This window comes from Alkalicoccobacillus gibsonii, from assembly GCF_016798245.1.
Classification (GTDB): Bacteria; Bacillota; Bacilli; order Bacillales; family Bacillaceae_D; genus Alkalicoccobacillus; species Alkalicoccobacillus gibsonii.
The window spans coordinates 884,635-902,771 of sequence record NZ_JAEUZA010000002.1; the positions used below are offsets into that span (position 1 = coordinate 884,635).

The following is an 18,137-nucleotide window of genomic DNA, read 5'->3' on the forward strand; positions in this document are numbered from 1 at the left end:
TCCCTCCAACTATTTGTAATAGTCTCTATTATATCGTCAAAATGCTAGAAAAAGGGTTTTTAAGTAATTTTCCCAACTATGAAATTAATCAGAAGTCAAGTAGAGTCGCGCGGAACAGAGGAAGGTTGCACACAAGAGGAGGGAAGACGCGCAAACCTAAAGGGTCCCGCGCACATAAGCCTAAAGCTCGCGCAGTTCCAACGAATACTTAGCTTCACCAATATAAAAACCGGATGAATCATTGATTCATCCGGCAACTTCAATCTTTTATAACGTCTCTACCAAAATACTCGCAATCACTATGGAACCGGTTGTAACGGTTGCGAAACCACCCATTAACATAGGGGTTACCATTCCGTTCATAATGGCTGCACGCTCTTCTTCGTTTTCGCCGACTTCTCTTGCGACTTCCTCGCAAAGGATGTAGTCTGCAGGAAAACCAAACAATGCAGTGAGTGCAACAGGGATCCCAAGGTTCTTTTCATATTTGAATAGCTTTGACATGATGAACCCGCCAATAATGACACCTACTGTACCAATTAGACAAATGGTAAAGACTTGTGGAAGGTAACTAAAGAATACATCAGGTGTGACTTGGTCCATTGACGCGATCACAACAAGCATTAAGCTTGCCATAAAAATACCTGTTGAATTGGCCTTGTTCAGCATCTGTGGTTGCAACACGCCGAAATAGGTTCCCACAATACCAATAATTAAACAGAAAATAGAGTAGTTAATCCCTGTTAATGCATCAAGTCCAATGGCAATGGAACCTGCGATAAATAATTGTGCAAGTAGAACAACCGGTGTTTGGAACTTAGCAGGTAGTAGTGATTTTCTCGTTTCTTCTGCATGTGGATTCGCTGACTCGGATGCTGACCCTTTATACGATCCGTTCCTAATTGAAGCCTTAATAGATAATGCATGTTTTTTCAAAAAATACGAGGCAAATGGAATGCCAGCTAATTTATGAATGGCTAAAATAAGTGCAGGTAGGACGGCAAGAGCACCTAGACCAATTTGAGTTAGTTTTTCACTTGTTAATAAAAATGCTACAATCCCACCAACAACTGGTCCAGCTCCAGATACGGCCGTTGTATAATCGAAGAGTGCTGTAACAATTAATAGAACAAGCCCAACTGCAAATAGGGAACTAGTCACTGCAATGACGATTGGTTTCACTTGACCTTTAATTTGTGAAAAAGGAATGAGTGTCCCTAGATGTACAATTAATGGTGCGATAGCAAGAGAGCCAAATGTTTTTAACAAAGAATCTGACATTAAACCGGCTGGAACAATACCTGTCCATAAAAGAACTAAATAAATCATTAGCGAAGCCAGCAGCATAGGAACGCGAGCTTTAGTTAAAATGGAAATAAGCTCTCCTAAAGCAAGGACTAGAAGCAAGATCATGGTGACAACAACTGGATTCATAATGATTTCCCCCAACATTCTAAATAAAATGTGTACATTTACTAATGTGTAAATTCAGACTATTTAAATTGTGCGATTAAATAAATAGTTCTAAATAATACAAGCTATCATATCACATTCGTCAAGATTCGACTATTTCTTTTTTTGTTATATTTTCTAGGAAAGAGAGAAAATGATATGAATATAAAATCGAAAAGGTTAATAATTCGAACATTCCAGGAGAGTGATTGGAAGGATCTCTTTGCATATACAAAGGATGCAAATGTCATGCATTTTATACCGGAGGATCCTCTATCTGAGGATCAGGCAAAGGAGTTTGTCAATAAGCATTCTTCGAAAGGTGCTAGTCATGTTGCTGTTGTTTTAAATCGCACGGATACGTTAATCGGACATCTTACCTTTGCTCCGTGTTTTGGTGATTTCACGTATGAGATCGGATGGATCTTTAACCCTACCTATTACAATCAAGGGTTTGCAACGGAAGCGGCCCTTGCCTTAGTCACACATGCCTTCAAACATATGAATGTACATCGAATCATTGCTACATGTCAGCCTGAAAACCCAGCATCTTATAATGTCATGGAGAAGATAGGGATGAGAAGAGAAGGGCACTTTAAAAAGTGTATTCCTCATCAGAATGATTGGTGGGACGAATATTATTATGCCATTCTACGCGAAGAATTTCTTTTAACTAATTAAAATCAAAGTATTCCGACAGATTTTTTCATTTTCCCTTTCTCAACTGGTTTCCCTAAAGGAAAAGATTTGGTATGATCATATGGACATTAACATTTATCAAGTTGGATAAAAAGGGAGAGAGTTATGAGTAAACAATTGGTTTTTGGTCATAAAAATCCAGATACAGACACAATTACTTCTGCCATTGTATATGCAGAGCTTAAAAAGAAGTTAGGAGTAGATGTAGAAGCGGTTCGTTTAGGTGAAGTGAACGGAGAAACAGCGTTTGCGCTAGATTACTTTAACACAGAAGCCCCACGCCTAGTTGATACGGTAGCAAATGAAGTATCAGACGTGATTCTTGTTGATCATAATGAAAAGCAACAAAGTGCGAATGACATTGAAGATGTACGTGTGGTTGAAGTCATTGACCACCACCGAATTGCAAACTTTGAAACAAATGAAGCGCTCTATTATCGTGCAGAGCCAGTTGGATGTACAGCAACCATTCTATTGAAATTGTTTAAAGAAAACAAAGTAGAAGTAACAAAGGAACTTGCTGGATTGATGCTTTCAGCGATTATTTCTGATTCTCTTCTATTCAAATCGCCAACATGCACGGATCAAGATGTGGCTGCGGCAAAAGAACTTGAAGCCATTGCAGAAGTAGATAGCCAAGTGTACGGCTTGGACATGCTTAAAGCAGGAGCAGACTTAAGCCAAAAAACAGTGAAAGAACTAATTTCTTTAGATGCAAAGGAATTTGCAATGGGAGAGAAAAAGGTTGAGATTGCCCAAGTTAATACGGTTGATGTGAAAGATGTTTTGGCTCGTCAATCTGAGATTGAAGCAACGCTTGATCAAGTGATTTCTGAAAAAGGATTAGACTTGTTTGTTCTAGTCATTACAGACATCCTTGCAAATGATTCAGTGATTCTTGCCCTTGGAACCTCTACAGATGCGGTTGAAAAGGCATTTAATGTAACATTAGAGAATCATGTTGCAAGCCTTCCTGGTGTTGTTTCTAGAAAAAAACAAGTGGTTCCGCCATTATCAGAAATTCTTCAATAACAAGCCAACTAAGGACTCGGTGCATCGGACCGAGTCCTTTTTTAGATTTTCCCAAGAAGTAAATGTTTTACGATCCCCTCATAACGGTTATAGAAAACTATACATAAATGGGGGAGAGGGTTTAATGAAACGAATAGCAACGATCTTAGTTGGAGTGACAGTCAGTCTTGGTTTAGTCGCTTGCGGGGAAGAAGAGCCGGCATCGGATGCATTTGAACCTGAATCAGATATTGAGGTGTCGGAAGGAAATGAACCGGAAGCCTCGGCCGAATTGATGAGTGATGAAGGGGATTCAGTTGGTATAGTTGACTTCATCCTTTCACCAGATGGAAAATTATTTGTAGAGGCTACGGTGAATGGAATGGAGCCTGGGTATCACGGATTTCATTTACACGAAGCACCAAGCTGTGAGCATGATCACAGTGAGGGGGCCTTTACATCGGCTGAAGGACACTATAATCCTGAAGGGTTAGATCATGGTGAGCACGCGGGAGACTTCCCTCCACTTTATGTGAATGAGGACGGAACTGCACAAGTGACCTTTAGCTACGACCGATTAAATGTAGAAGATATAGCAGGTGAAACATCAGTGATGATTCATGAAGGTCCTGATAACTTCGGCCATATCCCTGATCGATATCAGTCTAGTGAGCAAGACGAGAGCGGGCCAGACGAAGAATCATTGTCAACAGGAGATGCGGGTGACCGAGTAGCTTGTGGTGTAGTGGAAGGCAATTTATAATGAAAAAAGAAACTGGCTCCTCCTATAGGAGAAAACCAGTTTCTTTTTTTCATGCAGAAGCCTTCTGTAAAGTAAAGAAGCTGAGTAGTGGCAACAATATGATAGCACTTATCATTCCCCATATTAGAAAAGGGTCTGAGCCTTGATAAAAAGCAAGAATTACATCAAATAAGGTTTGATGGACAGAAGGGCTAAACAGTGCAAGGATGATAGCGAGTAAAAAGATATAAACAGCTAATTGCCCAAATCTAGTTAATAAGCTAGCCATAAAAAAGAGTAGAAAACCTACTAGTACTGTTAATAAAAGATCTAGACCAAAATTAAATACATATCCAGAGTCGTTACTTAAAATGTTAGACCAAGAGAAAAAGGTTAAGGTATCTTTCAAAATAGATCCTTGAAGTAAGGAAGATATTAAGATAATGAATTGGTGGAAAAGATTAAAGAGAATGGATACAGCAACAATGTAAAGGATGCTTGCAAATGAAAATAGGTTTCGTGTTATTCCAAGATGTATTGAGTAATCTAGATCATCCTTTATGAGACGAAAAGCTGTAATGGCGACAAAGACTACGATCGGTACATTCGTTACAACAAGCATGTTGGGAACTCCTCCCAAAAAAGCGATGAGGTATGCACCAATGATGATAGCAAGTAAAATGGTCCAGAAGATCATTGCTCCTTTTACTAGCTCGGAGGTAAATATACGTAGTTGTGCAATCAATTGGTTCATGTGAATGATTCCTCCTTATGATTTGTTAAATAAACCATTAATTGCTGTAAAGATAGCTTTTGTCTGGAGCAACTAGCAGGGATATGAAGATTTGCTAACTCTTCCGCGTCTTCGATATATAGAGTGATGCTGTAATCTCCCATGAAACTTGAACGATCCAGGACTTTCCCTTTTGTCGCAAGAGCTTCAATTGCTTCCTTTGGCCCATTAATGAGGAACGACCGTTCTTGAAGCTGATCGACTGTTTGATGCATAGAAATCTGTCCTTTTTTCATGAAATAGATTTCTTGGAACAAATCACTAACTTCATCAATAAGGTGAGTGGATAGGATGATCGTTCGAGGATATTCCGAATAATCCTCAAGTAATACCTCATAAAATTGCTGGCGTGCATGAGCATCCATGCCGATGTATGGTTCATCAAAAATGGTTAATGGTGATCTGCTAGCAATACCAACAGTAATGCCAAGAGCTGACTCCATTCCTTTTGAAAGCTGGGACACTTTTTTATGATGAGGCAGATGAAAGATCTCAAGTAGCTCAAGAGCTTTTTCAGCATTCCAGTTTGGGTAAAAGGCAGGCATTGTCTTTAGAATGGTTTTGATTGAAAGGCTTGGTTTAAAGTTCTTACTTTCACGAATAAAACAAATCTGATTTAGCGTATCAAAGTGGTTAAAAGGCTGATGACCATTAACGGTGACCTCTCCAGAATCCGGAAGGGTTTTTCCTGAAATAATGTTCAACAAGGTGGTTTTACCTGCTCCATTTCTTCCTAACAATCCGTAGATGACATCCTCTTTAAACGAACAATGAATGTCTGAAAGAATCTGGTTTTTCTCGATTTTTTTTGAGACTTGATTGACGTTCACTTGATTCGTCATTTCTCATTTCCCCCTTCATCAATTAACTGCTTAATCTGGGCTTTGCTAAGCTGAAGATACTCAGCTTCCTGTAGCAATGGAACAATATATCGCTTGTAAAACTCTACTTTACGCTCTTTCAGTAAAATCTCTTTGGCTCCCTCTGCAACAAACATTCCGACACCTCTTTTTTTAAATAAAATCTCCTGCTCTACAAGAAGGTTAATTCCTTTAGCTGCAGTGGCTGGGTTAATCTGATAATGTTTGGCGAATTGGTTCGTTGAAGGGACTTGTTCGCCCTCTTTAGTAGTGCCGTTAATAATATCGTCTGAGATCCGTCTTGCAATTTGTTGGAAGATCGGCTGACTGTCATCGATCGAATGAGACATCGTAACCTCCTTGGTTCATTACTCATGTAACTAACTATAGGACGTATGTTAAATGGTGTCAATAAAAATAATTAGATTATTTAGGAATTAAACGAATTAGAGTGGACATAACAGTGAACCACTCATAAAGTCACGACCATAGCAACAATTCCGCTCCACGAGAATCTCTCCCTTTCCACGGGTACGGCCTCAGCCCCTTTCGCGGAAAGGCGCCGCTACAGTGTCTTCACCACGTACTATCCCGTAGGAGTGTCGGGTTCTCCTTACGCTCTTTTGGCGAAAATACGAATGGCGAATGATTCGCTCGTGGAATCATTCGCCATATTATCGTTCACCTTTGAGTTATGCCCCGACTTGTCCTTTGTTTACTTAATGTGTGCCAGAGTAAGGGAACTGGTTGGAGTACCCAGAAAATTGCTGGTAGCTTTGTTGTAATTTCTGTGGCGATTCACTATCAATCGCATACAACCCTTTTCTAAACATGACATCATACAGCTTGCGTTGACAATCCTGAGACTCTTGATAAATTGAGTTCACGTCCTGATAAAGCTCTGAATGACTGACTTCATTTTCAGCAACATCATACGAATGTGTGATGTACTTCTCAGTTGTCAGCATATCCGTTATAAATTCACGATCCGTCATTTGTGTATCCTTAGGAAATGATGTTTCTTGATTTTGGATTTTCATCTGAATTCTCCCTTCAAATTATTGTACAGTTGGTTGTTCAGTTGTTGGTTTCAAGTGATTTAACAAACGCTCATAATGGCGCTGATGCATCTGTCCCGCTTGCGTGATCGCTTCTTTAATTTCTGTGTCCTGACAATAAGAAGCATAGAAATTCGCTTTCTTCATCGCAAGCAGGTTCCATGAGAGCATGTCATTAAGGTAAAGATGATCCTTCACAGAGATAACCTGTGGTGGTTCCTGCATAAACCCTTGCTGCTGATTCGATTGAGTTCCTTGTTGTTGCTGTTGCATGATGTAGCCTCCTTCTTTTATCAAACTGGCCATACGTCTTTAGTTTGAAAAATGTTGACGGTTTTTATCCATCAAAATGCGTATCGATTGTAGAGGTATCGTAAATCGGACATAATAGCAGTAAGAATCATTTTGGGAGGGAACAAACATGAGTGTGACATTTTATCAGTATCCGAAATGTGGAACCTGTCGCAAAGCAAAAAAATGGTTAGAGGATCATAAGGTTGATGTGAATTCAATACATATTGTTGAAAATCCGCCTTCAAAAGAAACATTAAAGGATTTGCATAGCAAGAGTGGACTTGAGCTAAAGAAATTTTTTAATACGAGTGGTCAAAAGTATAGGGAATTAGGACTAAAAGATAAGCTTGCATCAATGAATGAAGACGAAATGTTAGATGTGCTTTCTTCTGATGGAATGCTGATTAAACGACCGATTACAACAGATGGTGAGAAAGTGACACTTGGATTTAAAGAAGAACAATTTGAACAAATCTGGAACTAACTCATTTTTTTTATAAGGAAGTTCAGTTATAATAAATGCAGATTGGAACAAGTTGATGGAGGGGTTATGACATGACGAACAATTTACCAGCAGAACTTAAGTATTCAGAGGAACATGAGTGGGTTAAAACAGAAGGAGACAAAGTCCGTATTGGAATCACAGACTTTGCTCAATCAGAGCTTGGAGATATCGTATTCGTTGAACTTCCAGAGGTTGGCGACGAAATCGAAGCGGACGAGCCATTTGGTAGTGTTGAGTCAGTGAAAACTGTATCTGAATTATACGCTCCGATAAGCGGTAAAGTTGTTGAGATCAATGAGAACTTAGATGACTCTCCAGAGTTTGTAAATGAGTCACCTTACGAAAAAGCATGGATGATTGTTGTTGAACCTAAGGATGCAGGCGAAGTAGACAAGCTAATGTCTGCTGACGAGTACAATACTATGATTAGCGAAGACTAATAGGTAACGAAAAACCCTTCAATGTTGAAGGGTTTTTTTGTTCGTTATCCCTTCTCTTTCTATGGAAGTTCGTATATGATTACTTAGGGAAACGAAATAGAAGGTATAGGAGAGAGCAAATGGCTCAATTTACAAAGGATTGGTCAACAAAAATGAAAGGATACAATCTGAACATTCGTCTATTTCTCTTGGCGTCTTTTATGCTAAATGTAGGAATGGGCATTTTTATGGTTATTTATAATTATTATATACGAGAGCTTGGATACGCTGATGATGTAAACGGTCGAGTGATTGCCATGCAGGCAACGGCTACAGCAATTGCTTTGTTACCGGTGGGGTTACTTAGCGATCGGCTTGGACGAAAGCGTTTAATTTTAATTGGTTCTGTGGTGGTTGCAGCAAGTTTGGTTCTGCGCAGTATCGGTGTGGCAGAGGATTTATTAATTCTTGGAGCCTTTATTACAGGATTTTTTATGGCATTTGTCCAAGTAACGTCTATTCCGCTTCTTGCAGAAAACTCAAAGGAGTCGGAACGGGTTCATTTGTTCAGTTTAAATGCAGCAATGATGATGGCGGCAAACGTTATTGGGAACTTGCTTGGTGGAGTCTTAACAGATTCATTACATACGTGGTTCGGGATATCGATGCTTGAGAGCGTAAGAATTACACTTTTAATTGGAGTGACAATCGTTTGTTTTGGGTTAATTCCACTCTTTAAAATAAAAGAAAAACGAAAAGTTACTACATTTTCAGCCGGACGCTTGTCTGGATTTAAGCAGTTAGCCGAAAAAAAAGACTCATTAAAGTTAATTGTCTTGTTTGCGCTAGCGAGTCTGTTAATTGGCTTTGGTTCAGGACTCGTCATCCCTTATTTAAATCTTTATTTTACGGATCGCTTTGATGTAAGCTATTCACTTGTTGGCATAATATTGGCGCTCGGACAAGGGATGACAGCTGTCGCCATGATGATTGGACCGAGTGTTGTAAAGCGGTTTGGAGAGGTTAAAGCGGTTGTCTTACTCCAAATTGGCTCACTCCCTTTTCTTTTGTTAAGTGCCTATACGGAAATTCTCTGGCTTGCTGTAATTGGATTTCTGTTCAGGCAGGCCTTAATGAATGCAGGAAACCCGATTCACTCAGCACTCATGATGCGATTGGTTGACCCCTCTATGCGTGGTCTTGCCAATTCATTAGGCCAAATGGTCTTTCAATTAGGATGGGCCATCATGGGGCCGGTATCGATGGGTATTGTGCTTATGTATGGTTCGTATACAGGCTACGCGATTGTCTTTACGATTACGGCGTGTCTCTATTTAATTGGCTCTGTTTACTTCTATTTTGTCTTCGGACGAAAGCAGAAAGATATTCCAGCCCCTTTAGTTGTTGAAAAAAGTTGACCAGTTTATGATTGCATGCTATGATTTTCCCAACTTAGTACAAATTAAATAAACTCTTATCAAGAGTGGCGGAGGGACTGGCCCTATGATGCCCGGCAACCACGGAATCTCAAAGATTCTGCAGGTGCTAATTCCAGCAAAGTAACAAGTGTTACTTTGATAGATGAGAGAGGGATAAATGAAAACCTTCTGCTTATCTGCATGAGGTTTTTTTGTTTATACGATTAGAAAGTGAGGATTTCGCTTGTGATAACACTTAAAGGATTAAAGAAAGTCTTTGAATTAAAAAGTGGAGCCGTCACCGCTGTAGATGGTGTCGACTTAACGATTGAAAAAGGCGGTATCTTTGGCATCATTGGTTATAGTGGTGCAGGAAAGAGTACACTCATTCGTATGTTGAACATGTTAGAGCGTCCTACAAGTGGTGAAGTAAACATAGATGGGGAAGACATTTCGAAGCTATCAAAAAAAGAGCTTCGTAAATCGCGACAAGAAATGGGAATGATTTTTCAACATTTTAACCTACTATGGTCTCGCACGGTATATGATAACATCGCATTTCCTCTTGAGATTGCAGGAGTAAAAGGGACTGAAAAAGATCAACGAGTCAAGGAATTAATTAAGCTTGTTGGGCTAGAAGGAAGAGATACAAGTTATCCCTCACAGCTGAGTGGAGGGCAAAAGCAACGTGTGGGGATCGCAAGAGCACTCGCAAATAACCCGAAAGTGCTCTTATGTGATGAAGCCACTTCAGCACTTGATCCAAAGACAACTGAATCGATCTTAGATTTGTTAGTTGATATTAATCAAAAGCTTAAGCTGACGATTGTATTGATTACCCACGAAATGCATGTTATTCGTAAGATTTGTTCAGAAGTAGCTGTAATGGAAAATGGACAAATTGTTGAAAAGGGACCTGTACTTGATGTGTTCCGTCACCCTAAGGAAGAAATGACAAAAGAGTTCCTAAAACAAATTACGGAACAGGATGATACAGAAGAAACAATTCAAGAGCTGTTAAGTGATGCAGGATCTGGAGATATTGTTCAGCTTACCTTCTCAGGAACAAGCGCAGAGCGACCATTAATCTCAGAACTGATTCGTACATTTAAAATTGATGTATCCATTCTTCACGGTAAAATTACAAAGGTTCAAGGTGGATCTTATGGAACTCTTTTTATTCAAATTACCGGTGATGAAGTAGAAAAGAAAAAAGCATTAGACTATATCATGACCAAAGAGGTTGAAGCGGAGGTGTTACGCCGTGACTGAGGCATTATTTCCAAATGTTCGTTGGGATCGCATCTGGGATGCAACCCTTGAAACCATCTATATGACAGGAATTTCTTTAATCGCTACATTTATTCTTGGTATTCTGCTCGGATTACTGTTATATTTAACTGGTAAGGGTAATTTATGGGCCAATAAACCGATAAACACGGTGATTGGTGCCTACGTGAACATTACTCGATCCATACCATTTGTTATCTTGTTAATTTTAATTATCCCATTTACAAAGTTAATCGTTGGAACCATTCTTGGCCCAACCGCTGCACTACCTGCACTTATTATTGGAGCGGCTCCGTTCTATGCTCGTATGGTTGAGATTGCTCTAAGAGAAATCGATCGAGGTGTAATTGAAGCAGCCCAATCTATGGGAGCGACCTCTTCAACCATTATTTTCAAGGTACTACTACCAGAGTCAACACCCGCACTTATTTCAGGTATTACAGTAACAACGATCGCAATGATTGGTTATACGGCAATGGCCGGAATTGTTGGTGGTGGAGGACTTGGAACACTCGCTTATCAAGAAGGGTTCCAACGTAATAATGGTGATGTAACATTGGTGGCTACGGTTGTCATTCTACTGGTAGTGTTTGTTGTACAGTGGATCGGCGACTTTCTCACATATAAAACAGATAAACGCTAAACGAATGGACGGGGGAATAGGAAATGAAAAAAATCTTAGGTACGGTTGGAACATCTAGTATTATTCTTGCACTTGCAGCTTGTGGTTCAGGTGATGAAGACACAATTCGTATTACAGCTTCAAACATTCCACACACTGAAATTCTTGAAGAAGCTGCAACGATCCTTGAGGACGATGGAATTGCTTTAGATATTATTGTTGCGGAAGATTATAACATTCCTAACATCGCACTTGAAGATGGAGATATTGATGCAAACTATTTTCAGCATCAGCCTTACCTAGATAAGCAAACGGAAGAGTTTGGATATGATTTTGCAGTAGCTGGAGATGCGATTCATATTGAGCCTTACGCATTATATTCTTCGGAATATGATAGTGTGGATGATATTCCAGAAGGTGGACTTATTATTTTTAGTAATAACCCTGCAGAAGAAGGGCGTTCTCTTCAATTACTTGCACAAGAAGGATTAATTACATTAACTGAAGGTGTTGGCTATGATGCAACATTGGACGATATTGAAGAGAACCCTAAAAACCTTGAATTTAGAAATGATGTAGATGCATCGCTATTACCACAGTTATATCAAAACAATGAAGGTGATGCGCTAATCATCAATGCGAACTATGCACTTGAGATTGATCTTAACCCTTCAGAGGACGGATTGATCACGGAGTCAAGCGGCACAGACAATCCATTTGGTAACTTAATTGTTGTTCGTGCTGGTGATGAAGAACGTGAAGACATTCAAAAATTAGTAGAAGTGCTTCACTCACAAGAAATTCAAGACTTCATTGAAGAAAAGTACGAAGGTGCTGTATTGCCGGTTCAGTAAGTTATTTTGAAATGACTAGACTAATGATTCTTTAGGGATCATTAGTCTTTTTACTGTTATTTAGCGAAAGTGTAAACGTAGACTCCTGCGGAAATAGTGCGAGGCGAAGACACTGTAGCGGTGCTTTTTCCGCGAAAGGAGCTGAGGCCGTTCTTGTGGGTGCGAGGGATTCTCCTGAAGCGGATGCATTGCTTTGTTCGTGTTTTGCCATCCGCTTTACTGCTATGTCCAACTCTCTTTTTTCATCGCATAACTTCTCATCCTCCCGCTCATACTACTGACATACGAATTTAAAAGTAGAAGGAGTTTGAGGCTCATGGAACAGCAACAATCTAACCAGAATAATACGATTCAAGAGGCACTTCACACTTATAAAGAAGGGCTCCATTCATTTACACAGAAGCTCCCTCACATCGCAAAAAGCTATAATAAGTTTACAGAGTCTTGTTTTGAAGAAGGTACGTTAACGAAAAAGGGTAAGCAATTAATAGCCCTTGGAATTAGTGTCTATTCTCAGGATGAGTATTGCATTATCTATCACACAAAAGGATGCCTGGATCAAGGATGCAGTGAAGATGAAATTCTTGAATCAGTCGGAGTAGCTGCAGCATTTGGTGGCGGAGCTGCAATGAGTCAAGGCGTAACCCTTGTGCAAGAGGCCATTCAGAAGCTTGGAAACAATTCATCGAAACAAGCGTTTCAATAATAAGAGTTAGATCTAGCAGCACCCTTTGGTGTTGCTACTTTTTTTGTTATAATGAAGTTTCGCAAGTAGGCTTGACGCCTTGAACTCAAGTTGGATTTGTTATAAGATTAGAATGAGAATAGAATGATAATAAGTAAATTGAACGGCTGTGTGAATTTTGTTTGTACAGCACATACATTGGAGGTAGTGAAAATGGCAGCATCACATTTAAAAATTGAGAATTTGAACGTTTCAATAGAAGGAAAGCACATTCTAAGAGACTTTAGCTTAGACGTAAAAGGTGGAGAAATCCATGCAATCATGGGGCCAAACGGTACAGGTAAATCAACGTTAGCTTCTGCAATCATGGGTCATCCTAAGTATGAAATCACAAGTGGATCCATCCACTTAGATGGTGAAGATGTGCGTGAAATGGAAGTGGACGAGCGTGCACAAGCTGGTCTTTTCCTTGCAATGCAGTACCCAAGTGAAATCAGTGGGATTACAAATGCAGACTTCCTTCGTTCAGCAATTAATGCTGGAAAAGAAGAAGGCGAAGAAATTTCTCTTATGAAATTCATCCGTAAAATGGATTCAAAAATGGACGTACTAGATATGGATCAGTCTTTCTCTCAACGTTACCTTAACGAAGGATTCTCAGGTGGAGAGAAAAAACGTAACGAAATTCTTCAACTTCTTATGCTTGAGCCTAAAATTGCGATTTTAGATGAAATTGACTCTGGTCTTGATATTGATGCACTTAAAGTTGTATCTAAAGGTGTAAACGAAATGCGCGGAGAAGATTTCGGTTGCTTAATTATTACTCACTACCAACGTCTGTTGGACTACATTACTCCTGATAAAGTCCACGTTATGATGCAAGGACGTATTGTTAAATCTGGTGGTCCAGAGCTTGCAGAGCGTCTTGAAGCAGAAGGTTATGACTGGATCAAAGCAGAGCTTGGTATTGAAGACGAGCGCGTAAATCAGGAAGCATAATAAAAGTAGATCAACAATAAAGGGTGGGTATATATGCCAGTTGAGACAAACGTACAAGTTTGGCAGGATGCTGTCCAAACATTATCTAATGAACTGAACGAACCAAAATGGCTGAATGAACTGCGTATAAACGCCGTTTCTCAAGTGGAATCGCTTGAATTGCCTAAACCAGATAAAACAAAGATCGAAAAGTGGAACTTCACTTCTTTTACACATGAACTAGTTGAGAATAAAGTAGTGACATCTCTTGACGCTCTTCCTGAGAGCATCCAGGCTCTCATTGAGAAAGATGTACAAAACGTCATCGTACAAGAAAATGGAGATACAACATTCAGTAAAGTATCGGATGAACTTGCTAAGCAGGGTGTTATCTTCACAGATCTACGCACAGCAGTACAAGAACACTCAGATCTATTAAAGAAATACCTCTTTACTGAAGTGGTTGATTCTACGGAAAACCGCTTAACAGCTATTAATGCAGCCCTTATGGCTGGTGGAGTATTTGTCTACGTTCCAAGAAACGTAGAAGTAGAGCTTCCATTACAAGCTGTTTATGCGCAAAACCAAGCAGATGGTGGGTTGTTTAACCACGTGGTGATTGTGGCTGAAGATAACAGCTCTGTGACTTACGTTGAGAACTATTCATCTACAGGGGATAAAGCTTCTCTTGCAAACATTATTGCTGAAGTACACGTTGGTGCGAACGCACGTGTATCCTTTGGTGCAGTAGATAACTTGGATGATCAAGTCACTTCGTATATTGTACGTCGCGGACATGTAGCTCGAGATGGCCGTCTAGAATGGGCTCTTGGTCTAATGAACAACGGAAATACGGTGGCTGAGAATACAACTCACCTGATTGGTGATGGTTCTACAGCTGATACGAAATCTGTAACAGTCGGAACAGGTTCTCAAAAACAGAACATCACAACAACGATTTTCCATCACGGTAAAAACTCTGACGGACAAATTTTAAAGCATGGTGTAATGAAAGAATCTGCTTCTACTATTTTTAATGGTATTTCTAAAATCGAGCATGGCGCATCTAAATCAAACGGTGAGCAAACAGAACGTATTCTAATGCTTAGTGAGAAGGCAAGAGGGGACGCTAATCCAATCCTTCTAATTGACGAAGATGATGTAACGGCAGGTCACGCTGCATCGGTTGGACGTATTGATCCACTTCAAATGTTCTACTTGATGAGTCGTGGAATTCCTCGTAAAGAAGCAGAGCGCTTGGTTATTCACGGGTTCCTTGCCCCTGTTGTAAACGAACTGCCAATCGATTCCGTAAAAGAACGTCTACGTGAAGCGATTGAAAGGAAAGTGAAGTAATGCATGCGGCTGAAATCAAGAAGCTTTTCCCGCTTCTTGATCAACATGTCAATGGTAAGCCACTCGTTTACCTTGACAGTGCAGCCACTTCTCAAAAGCCTTATACCGTGATTGAGAAGCTGGATGATTATTATCGTCGCTATAATTCAAATGTACACAGAGGCGTTCATACACTTGGTACCATCGCAACGGATGAGTATGAGGGAGCAAGAGAAAAGGTTCGCGCTTTTCTTGGTGCGGCTTCTACTGAAGAAATCATCTTTACTCGTGGGACCACAACGGCGCTTAACCTTGTTGCTAGATGTTACGGAACAGCGAATCTAACGGAAGGTGATGAGATTGTAATCACTCCGATGGAGCATCATAGTAATATCATTCCTTGGCAGCAAGTAGCTAAAGCGACAGGTGCAACCCTAAAGTATTTAACACTACTTGAGGATGGCACAATTGATATGAACGAGGCACAGACGACGATTACGTCAAATACAAAGATTGTATCTGTCATGCAGGTGTCGAACGTACTTGGAACGATTAACCCAATTAAAGAATTAACGCAGTTAGCTCATAAACACGGAGCTGTCATGGTAGTGGACGGGGCACAAGGTGCGCCGCACATGAAAGTAAATGTCCAGGAATTGGATTGCGATTTCTATGCTTTTTCAGGACATAAGCTTGGTGGACCTACCGGAATCGGTGTATTATATGGGAAGAAGCAATTGCTTCAGAACATGGAACCGTATGAGTTCGGTGGCGAAATGATTGACTTTGTTGGGTTATATGAATCCACATGGAAAGAGCTTCCGTGGAAGTTCGAAGGTGGTACACCAATTATCGCTGGAGCAATTGGACTTGGTGCAGCCATTGATTTTATAGGGGATTTAGGGCTTGATACGATTAAGGCTCACGAGCAAGAGCTTGTCTCTTATTCATTTGAGCGCTTATCAGAAATTGACGGATTAACGATCTTTGGTCCAAAAGAACGGGCCGGTGTAGTGACTTTCCAATTAGATGATATCCACCCGCATGATATTGCAACAGTACTTGATGCTGAAGGCATTGCGGTTCGGGCCGGACATCATTGTGCACAGCTTTTAATGAAGTGGCTTAAGGTTTCTGCAACTGCACGTGCCAGCTACTACGTGTACAATACAAAGGAAGACATTGACGCTTTAAAAGATGGATTAGTTCAAACAAAGGAGTATTTCGGTGATGGCTTCTAATAATCTCGACACGCTCTATCGTCAGGTGATTATGGATCACTATAAGAACCCTCGTAACCAGGGTGTGTTCTCTGATGATACATTAACCGTGAACTTAAATAATCCTACTTGTGGAGATCGTGTTCAAATTCAAATGAAAGTGGAAGATGGACAGGTTGAAGCCGCTAAATTTGAAGGAGAAGGCTGTTCAATCAGTATGGCATCTGCATCGATGATGACTCAAGCCATTAAAGGCATGAAAGTCGAAGATGCATTAAAGATGTCTGAGATCTTCTCTAACATGATGCTTGGTAAGGACTATGATGAAGACTTGTTTGATTTGGGTGACATTGAAGCATTACAGGGGGTTACTAAATTCCCTGCTCGCATTAAGTGTGCTACTCTTGCCTGGAAGGCAATGGAACAAGGGCTGAACGAGAAAGACAAATAAGCAAGTTGATTCTCATTAGGAGGGATTCACAATGGCAAAGAAAATGCCTGATATTGGTGAATATAAATATGGATTTTCAGACCGTGATGTATCGATCTTCCGCTCTGGACGTGGCCTAACAAAAGAAATCGTTGAAGAAATTTCACGTATGAAGGAAGAGCCGCAGTGGATGCTAGACTTCCGTCTGAAATCTCTTGAGCTTTTCTACAAAATGCCTATGCCTCAGTGGGGTGGCGATCTTTCAGAGCTAGACTTTGATGACATTACGTATTACGTAAAAGCGTCTGAGCAGACAGAGCGTTCTTGGGATGAAGTACCAGAGGAAATTAAAAACACGTTTGATAAGCTTGGAATTCCTGAAGCAGAGCAAAAGTATCTTGCTGGTGTATCTGCACAGTATGAATCTGAGGTTGTTTATCACAACATGAAGCAAGAGCTTACGGATCTTGGAATCATTTTCAAGGATACAGATTCGGCTCTTCGTGAAAATGAAGACATCTTCAAAAAGCATTTTGGAACGATTATTCCTCCAGCGGATAACAAGTTTGCTGCACTAAACTCAGCTGTATGGTCTGGTGGATCATTCATCTATGTACCTAAAGGTGTTAAAACGGAAACGCCTCTACAAGCTTACTTCCGTATTAACTCTGAGAACATGGGTCAGTTCGAGCGTACGTTAATCATCGCTGATGAAGATAGCTCTGTTCACTACGTTGAGGGCTGTACAGCGCCTGTTTATACAACAAACTCACTTCACAGTGCCGTTGTTGAGATCATTGTTAAGGACAATGCATATTGTCGTTACACAACCATCCAGAACTGGGCACCAAACATCTTTAACCTCGTTACAAAACGTGCGGTTGCAGATGCTGGAGCAACTATGGAATGGGTTGATGGAAACATCGGATCTAAATTAACAATGAAGTATCCAGCTGTTATTATGCGTGGAGAAGGAGCAAAAGGAACAATCCTTTCTATCGCTATCGCTGGTAAAGGACAGCACCAGGATGCAGGAGCGAAAGTCACTCACCTTGCACCAAACTGTTCTTCTACGATCGTATCTAAGTCGATTTCTAAGCATGGTGGTAAAGTAACATATCGTGGAATTTGCCACTTTGGGCGTCGCTCGGAAGGATCAAAATCCAAGATTGAGTGTGATACACTAATCATGGATAACCAATCCACATCCGATACGATTCCTTACAATGAAATCCTAAATAACAACATTACGCTTGAGCACGAAGCAACGGTATCAAAAGTATCAGAAGATCAACTCTTCTACCTAATGAGCCGTGGTATCTCTGAGCAAGAAGCAACAGAGATGATCGTTATGGGCTTCATCGAGCCATTCACTAAAGAACTTCCAATGGAATATGCAGTTGAGATGAACCGTCTGATCAGCTTTGAAATGGAAGGTTCAATCGGATAATTAGGAAATAGAAAAAGCGAGT

General features: G+C 40.3%; 21 protein-coding genes and 1 riboswitch. Of the genes, 15 read left to right on the top strand and 6 right to left on the bottom strand.

All coding sequences use genetic code 11. From position 1 onward, the window contains the following. Positions 1-267: 267 nt before the first annotated feature. Entirely contained in the window at positions 268-1,434 is a 1,167-nt protein-coding gene (locus JNO66_RS11035) for a hypothetical protein (RefSeq protein ID WP_203088291.1), read from the bottom strand. A 177-nt stretch (positions 1,435-1,611) separates the two neighbouring features. On the opposite strand from JNO66_RS11035, the gene JNO66_RS11040 reads away from it, so the two are divergent. The 3 genes from JNO66_RS11040 (at position 1,612) to JNO66_RS11050 (ending at position 3,925) form a co-directional block, all read left to right on the top strand. Beyond that, a complete protein-coding gene (locus JNO66_RS11040; RefSeq protein ID WP_203088292.1) occupies positions 1,612-2,133 on the top strand; it encodes a GNAT family N-acetyltransferase in 522 nt (173 codons plus the stop codon). A gap of 123 nt (positions 2,134-2,256) precedes the next feature. Further along, a complete protein-coding gene (locus JNO66_RS11045) occupies positions 2,257-3,183 on the top strand; it encodes a manganese-dependent inorganic pyrophosphatase (protein WP_203088293.1) in 927 nt (308 codons plus the stop codon). Positions 3,184-3,307: 124 nt separating this feature from the next. Then, positions 3,308-3,925: a superoxide dismutase family protein gene (locus JNO66_RS11050; RefSeq protein ID WP_203088294.1), complete on the top strand. Its 618-nt coding sequence runs from the start codon at positions 3,308-3,310 to the stop codon at positions 3,923-3,925. 49 nt (positions 3,926-3,974) lie between these two features. Here the strand turns inward: JNO66_RS11050 and JNO66_RS11055 are convergent, their stop codons facing one another. The 5 genes from JNO66_RS11055 to JNO66_RS11075 all read right to left on the bottom strand — a co-directional run bounded on the left by JNO66_RS11055 (position 3,975) and on the right by JNO66_RS11075 (position 6,888). Next, positions 3,975-4,658: a hypothetical protein gene (locus JNO66_RS11055; RefSeq protein WP_203088295.1), complete on the bottom strand. Its 684-nt coding sequence runs from the start codon at positions 4,656-4,658 to the stop codon at positions 3,975-3,977. After that, positions 4,655-5,539: an ABC transporter ATP-binding protein gene (locus JNO66_RS11060; protein WP_203088296.1), complete on the bottom strand. Its 885-nt coding sequence runs from the start codon at positions 5,537-5,539 to the stop codon at positions 4,655-4,657. The genes JNO66_RS11055 and JNO66_RS11060 overlap by 4 nt, the downstream gene beginning before the upstream one ends. Further along, positions 5,536-5,907, bottom strand: coding sequence for a GntR family transcriptional regulator (locus JNO66_RS11065; RefSeq protein WP_203088297.1), 372 nt, complete (start codon positions 5,905-5,907; stop codon positions 5,536-5,538). The genes JNO66_RS11060 and JNO66_RS11065 overlap by 4 nt, the downstream gene beginning before the upstream one ends. Before the next feature lie 369 nt (positions 5,908-6,276). After that, positions 6,277-6,597 carry a spore coat protein gene (locus JNO66_RS11070; protein ID WP_203088298.1) on the bottom strand — a complete coding sequence of 107 codons (321 nt, stop codon included), beginning with the start codon at positions 6,595-6,597 and terminating at the stop codon, positions 6,277-6,279. Between the two features lie 18 nt (positions 6,598-6,615). Beyond that, entirely contained in the window at positions 6,616-6,888 is a 273-nt protein-coding gene (locus JNO66_RS11075; protein WP_203088299.1) for a hypothetical protein, read from the bottom strand. A gap of 148 nt (positions 6,889-7,036) precedes the next feature. Here JNO66_RS11075 and JNO66_RS11080 point away from each other — a divergent pair, with 148 nt between their 5' ends. The 12 genes from JNO66_RS11080 (at position 7,037) to sufB (ending at position 18,115) form a co-directional block, all read left to right on the top strand. Continuing rightward, on the top strand, positions 7,037-7,393 hold the full coding sequence (locus JNO66_RS11080) for an arsenate reductase family protein (protein WP_203088300.1): 357 nt from the start codon (positions 7,037-7,039) through the stop codon (positions 7,391-7,393). 71 nt (positions 7,394-7,464) lie between these two features. After that, positions 7,465-7,854 carry a glycine cleavage system protein GcvH gene (gene gcvH / locus JNO66_RS11085; protein ID WP_203088301.1) on the top strand — a complete coding sequence of 130 codons (390 nt, stop codon included), beginning with the start codon at positions 7,465-7,467 and terminating at the stop codon, positions 7,852-7,854. A gap of 119 nt (positions 7,855-7,973) precedes the next feature. Next, complete coding sequence (locus JNO66_RS11090; RefSeq protein ID WP_373367167.1) at positions 7,974-9,251, top strand: MFS transporter; 1,278 nt, start codon at positions 7,974-7,976, stop codon at positions 9,249-9,251. Positions 9,252-9,304: 53 nt separating this feature from the next. After that, a riboswitch (SAM riboswitch) is annotated at positions 9,305-9,421 on the top strand. Positions 9,422-9,497: 76 nt separating this feature from the next. Then, entirely contained in the window at positions 9,498-10,523 is a 1,026-nt protein-coding gene (locus JNO66_RS11095; RefSeq protein WP_203088302.1) for a methionine ABC transporter ATP-binding protein, read from the top strand. Next, the gene (locus tag JNO66_RS11100; RefSeq protein ID WP_203088303.1) at positions 10,516-11,184 is read left to right on the top strand and encodes a methionine ABC transporter permease; all 669 of its coding nucleotides are present in this window, start codon (positions 10,516-10,518) and stop codon (positions 11,182-11,184) included. Before JNO66_RS11095 ends, JNO66_RS11100 begins: the two co-directional genes overlap by 8 nt. 23 nt (positions 11,185-11,207) lie before the next feature. Next, positions 11,208-12,017 carry a MetQ/NlpA family ABC transporter substrate-binding protein gene (locus JNO66_RS11105; protein ID WP_203088304.1) on the top strand — a complete coding sequence of 270 codons (810 nt, stop codon included), beginning with the start codon at positions 11,208-11,210 and terminating at the stop codon, positions 12,015-12,017. Between the two features lie 316 nt (positions 12,018-12,333). Beyond that, on the top strand, positions 12,334-12,723 hold the full coding sequence (locus JNO66_RS11110) for a carboxymuconolactone decarboxylase family protein (protein WP_203088305.1): 390 nt from the start codon (positions 12,334-12,336) through the stop codon (positions 12,721-12,723). 192 nt (positions 12,724-12,915) lie between these two features. Continuing rightward, on the top strand, positions 12,916-13,701 hold the full coding sequence (sufC, locus tag JNO66_RS11115; RefSeq protein WP_203088306.1) for a Fe-S cluster assembly ATPase SufC: 786 nt from the start codon (positions 12,916-12,918) through the stop codon (positions 13,699-13,701). A gap of 33 nt (positions 13,702-13,734) precedes the next feature. Next, the gene (gene sufD / locus JNO66_RS11120) at positions 13,735-15,036 is read left to right on the top strand and encodes a Fe-S cluster assembly protein SufD (RefSeq protein WP_203088307.1); all 1,302 of its coding nucleotides are present in this window, start codon (positions 13,735-13,737) and stop codon (positions 15,034-15,036) included. Then, a complete protein-coding gene (locus JNO66_RS11125; RefSeq protein ID WP_203088308.1) occupies positions 15,036-16,256 on the top strand; it encodes a cysteine desulfurase in 1,221 nt (406 codons plus the stop codon). The genes sufD and JNO66_RS11125 overlap by 1 nt, the downstream gene beginning before the upstream one ends. Beyond that, entirely contained in the window at positions 16,246-16,686 is a 441-nt protein-coding gene (gene sufU, locus JNO66_RS11130) for a Fe-S cluster assembly sulfur transfer protein SufU (RefSeq protein WP_203088309.1), read from the top strand. The genes JNO66_RS11125 and sufU overlap by 11 nt, the downstream gene beginning before the upstream one ends. A gap of 31 nt (positions 16,687-16,717) precedes the next feature. Continuing rightward, positions 16,718-18,115 (top strand): Fe-S cluster assembly protein SufB, encoded by a 1,398-nt coding sequence (gene sufB, locus JNO66_RS11135; protein ID WP_203088310.1) that lies wholly within the window; start codon positions 16,718-16,720, stop codon positions 18,113-18,115. The last annotated feature ends 22 nt before the right edge of the window (positions 18,116-18,137 follow it).

Excerpts from the sequence above, each read along its gene's own strand:
- JNO66_RS11035 (WP_203088291.1), bottom strand. The coding sequence starts at position 1,434 with ATGAATCCAGTTGTTGTCACCATGATCTTGCTTCTAGTCCTTGCTTTA.
- JNO66_RS11040 (WP_203088292.1), top strand. The coding sequence starts at position 1,612 with ATGAATATAAAATCGAAAAGGTTAATAATTCGAACATTCCAGGAGAGT.
- JNO66_RS11045 (WP_203088293.1), top strand. The coding sequence starts at position 2,257 with ATGAGTAAACAATTGGTTTTTGGTCATAAAAATCCAGATACAGACACA.
- JNO66_RS11050 (WP_203088294.1), top strand. The coding sequence starts at position 3,308 with ATGAAACGAATAGCAACGATCTTAGTTGGAGTGACAGTCAGTCTTGGT.
- JNO66_RS11055 (WP_203088295.1), bottom strand. The coding sequence starts at position 4,658 with ATGAACCAATTGATTGCACAACTACGTATATTTACCTCCGAGCTAGTA.
- JNO66_RS11060 (WP_203088296.1), bottom strand. The coding sequence starts at position 5,539 with ATGACGAATCAAGTGAACGTCAATCAAGTCTCAAAAAAAATCGAGAAA.
- JNO66_RS11065 (WP_203088297.1), bottom strand. The coding sequence starts at position 5,907 with ATGTCTCATTCGATCGATGACAGTCAGCCGATCTTCCAACAAATTGCA.
- JNO66_RS11070 (WP_203088298.1), bottom strand. The coding sequence starts at position 6,597 with ATGAAAATCCAAAATCAAGAAACATCATTTCCTAAGGATACACAAATG.
- JNO66_RS11075 (WP_203088299.1), bottom strand. The coding sequence starts at position 6,888 with ATGCAACAGCAACAACAAGGAACTCAATCGAATCAGCAGCAAGGGTTT.
- JNO66_RS11080 (WP_203088300.1), top strand. The coding sequence starts at position 7,037 with ATGAGTGTGACATTTTATCAGTATCCGAAATGTGGAACCTGTCGCAAA.
- gcvH (WP_203088301.1), top strand. The coding sequence starts at position 7,465 with ATGACGAACAATTTACCAGCAGAACTTAAGTATTCAGAGGAACATGAG.
- JNO66_RS11090 (WP_373367167.1), top strand. The coding sequence starts at position 7,974 with ATGGCTCAATTTACAAAGGATTGGTCAACAAAAATGAAAGGATACAAT.
- JNO66_RS11105 (WP_203088304.1), top strand. The coding sequence starts at position 11,208 with ATGAAAAAAATCTTAGGTACGGTTGGAACATCTAGTATTATTCTTGCA.
- JNO66_RS11110 (WP_203088305.1), top strand. The coding sequence starts at position 12,334 with ATGGAACAGCAACAATCTAACCAGAATAATACGATTCAAGAGGCACTT.
- sufC (WP_203088306.1), top strand. The coding sequence starts at position 12,916 with ATGGCAGCATCACATTTAAAAATTGAGAATTTGAACGTTTCAATAGAA.
- sufD (WP_203088307.1), top strand. The coding sequence starts at position 13,735 with ATGCCAGTTGAGACAAACGTACAAGTTTGGCAGGATGCTGTCCAAACA.
- JNO66_RS11125 (WP_203088308.1), top strand. The coding sequence starts at position 15,036 with ATGCATGCGGCTGAAATCAAGAAGCTTTTCCCGCTTCTTGATCAACAT.
- sufU (WP_203088309.1), top strand. The coding sequence starts at position 16,246 with ATGGCTTCTAATAATCTCGACACGCTCTATCGTCAGGTGATTATGGAT.
- sufB (WP_203088310.1), top strand. The coding sequence starts at position 16,718 with ATGGCAAAGAAAATGCCTGATATTGGTGAATATAAATATGGATTTTCA.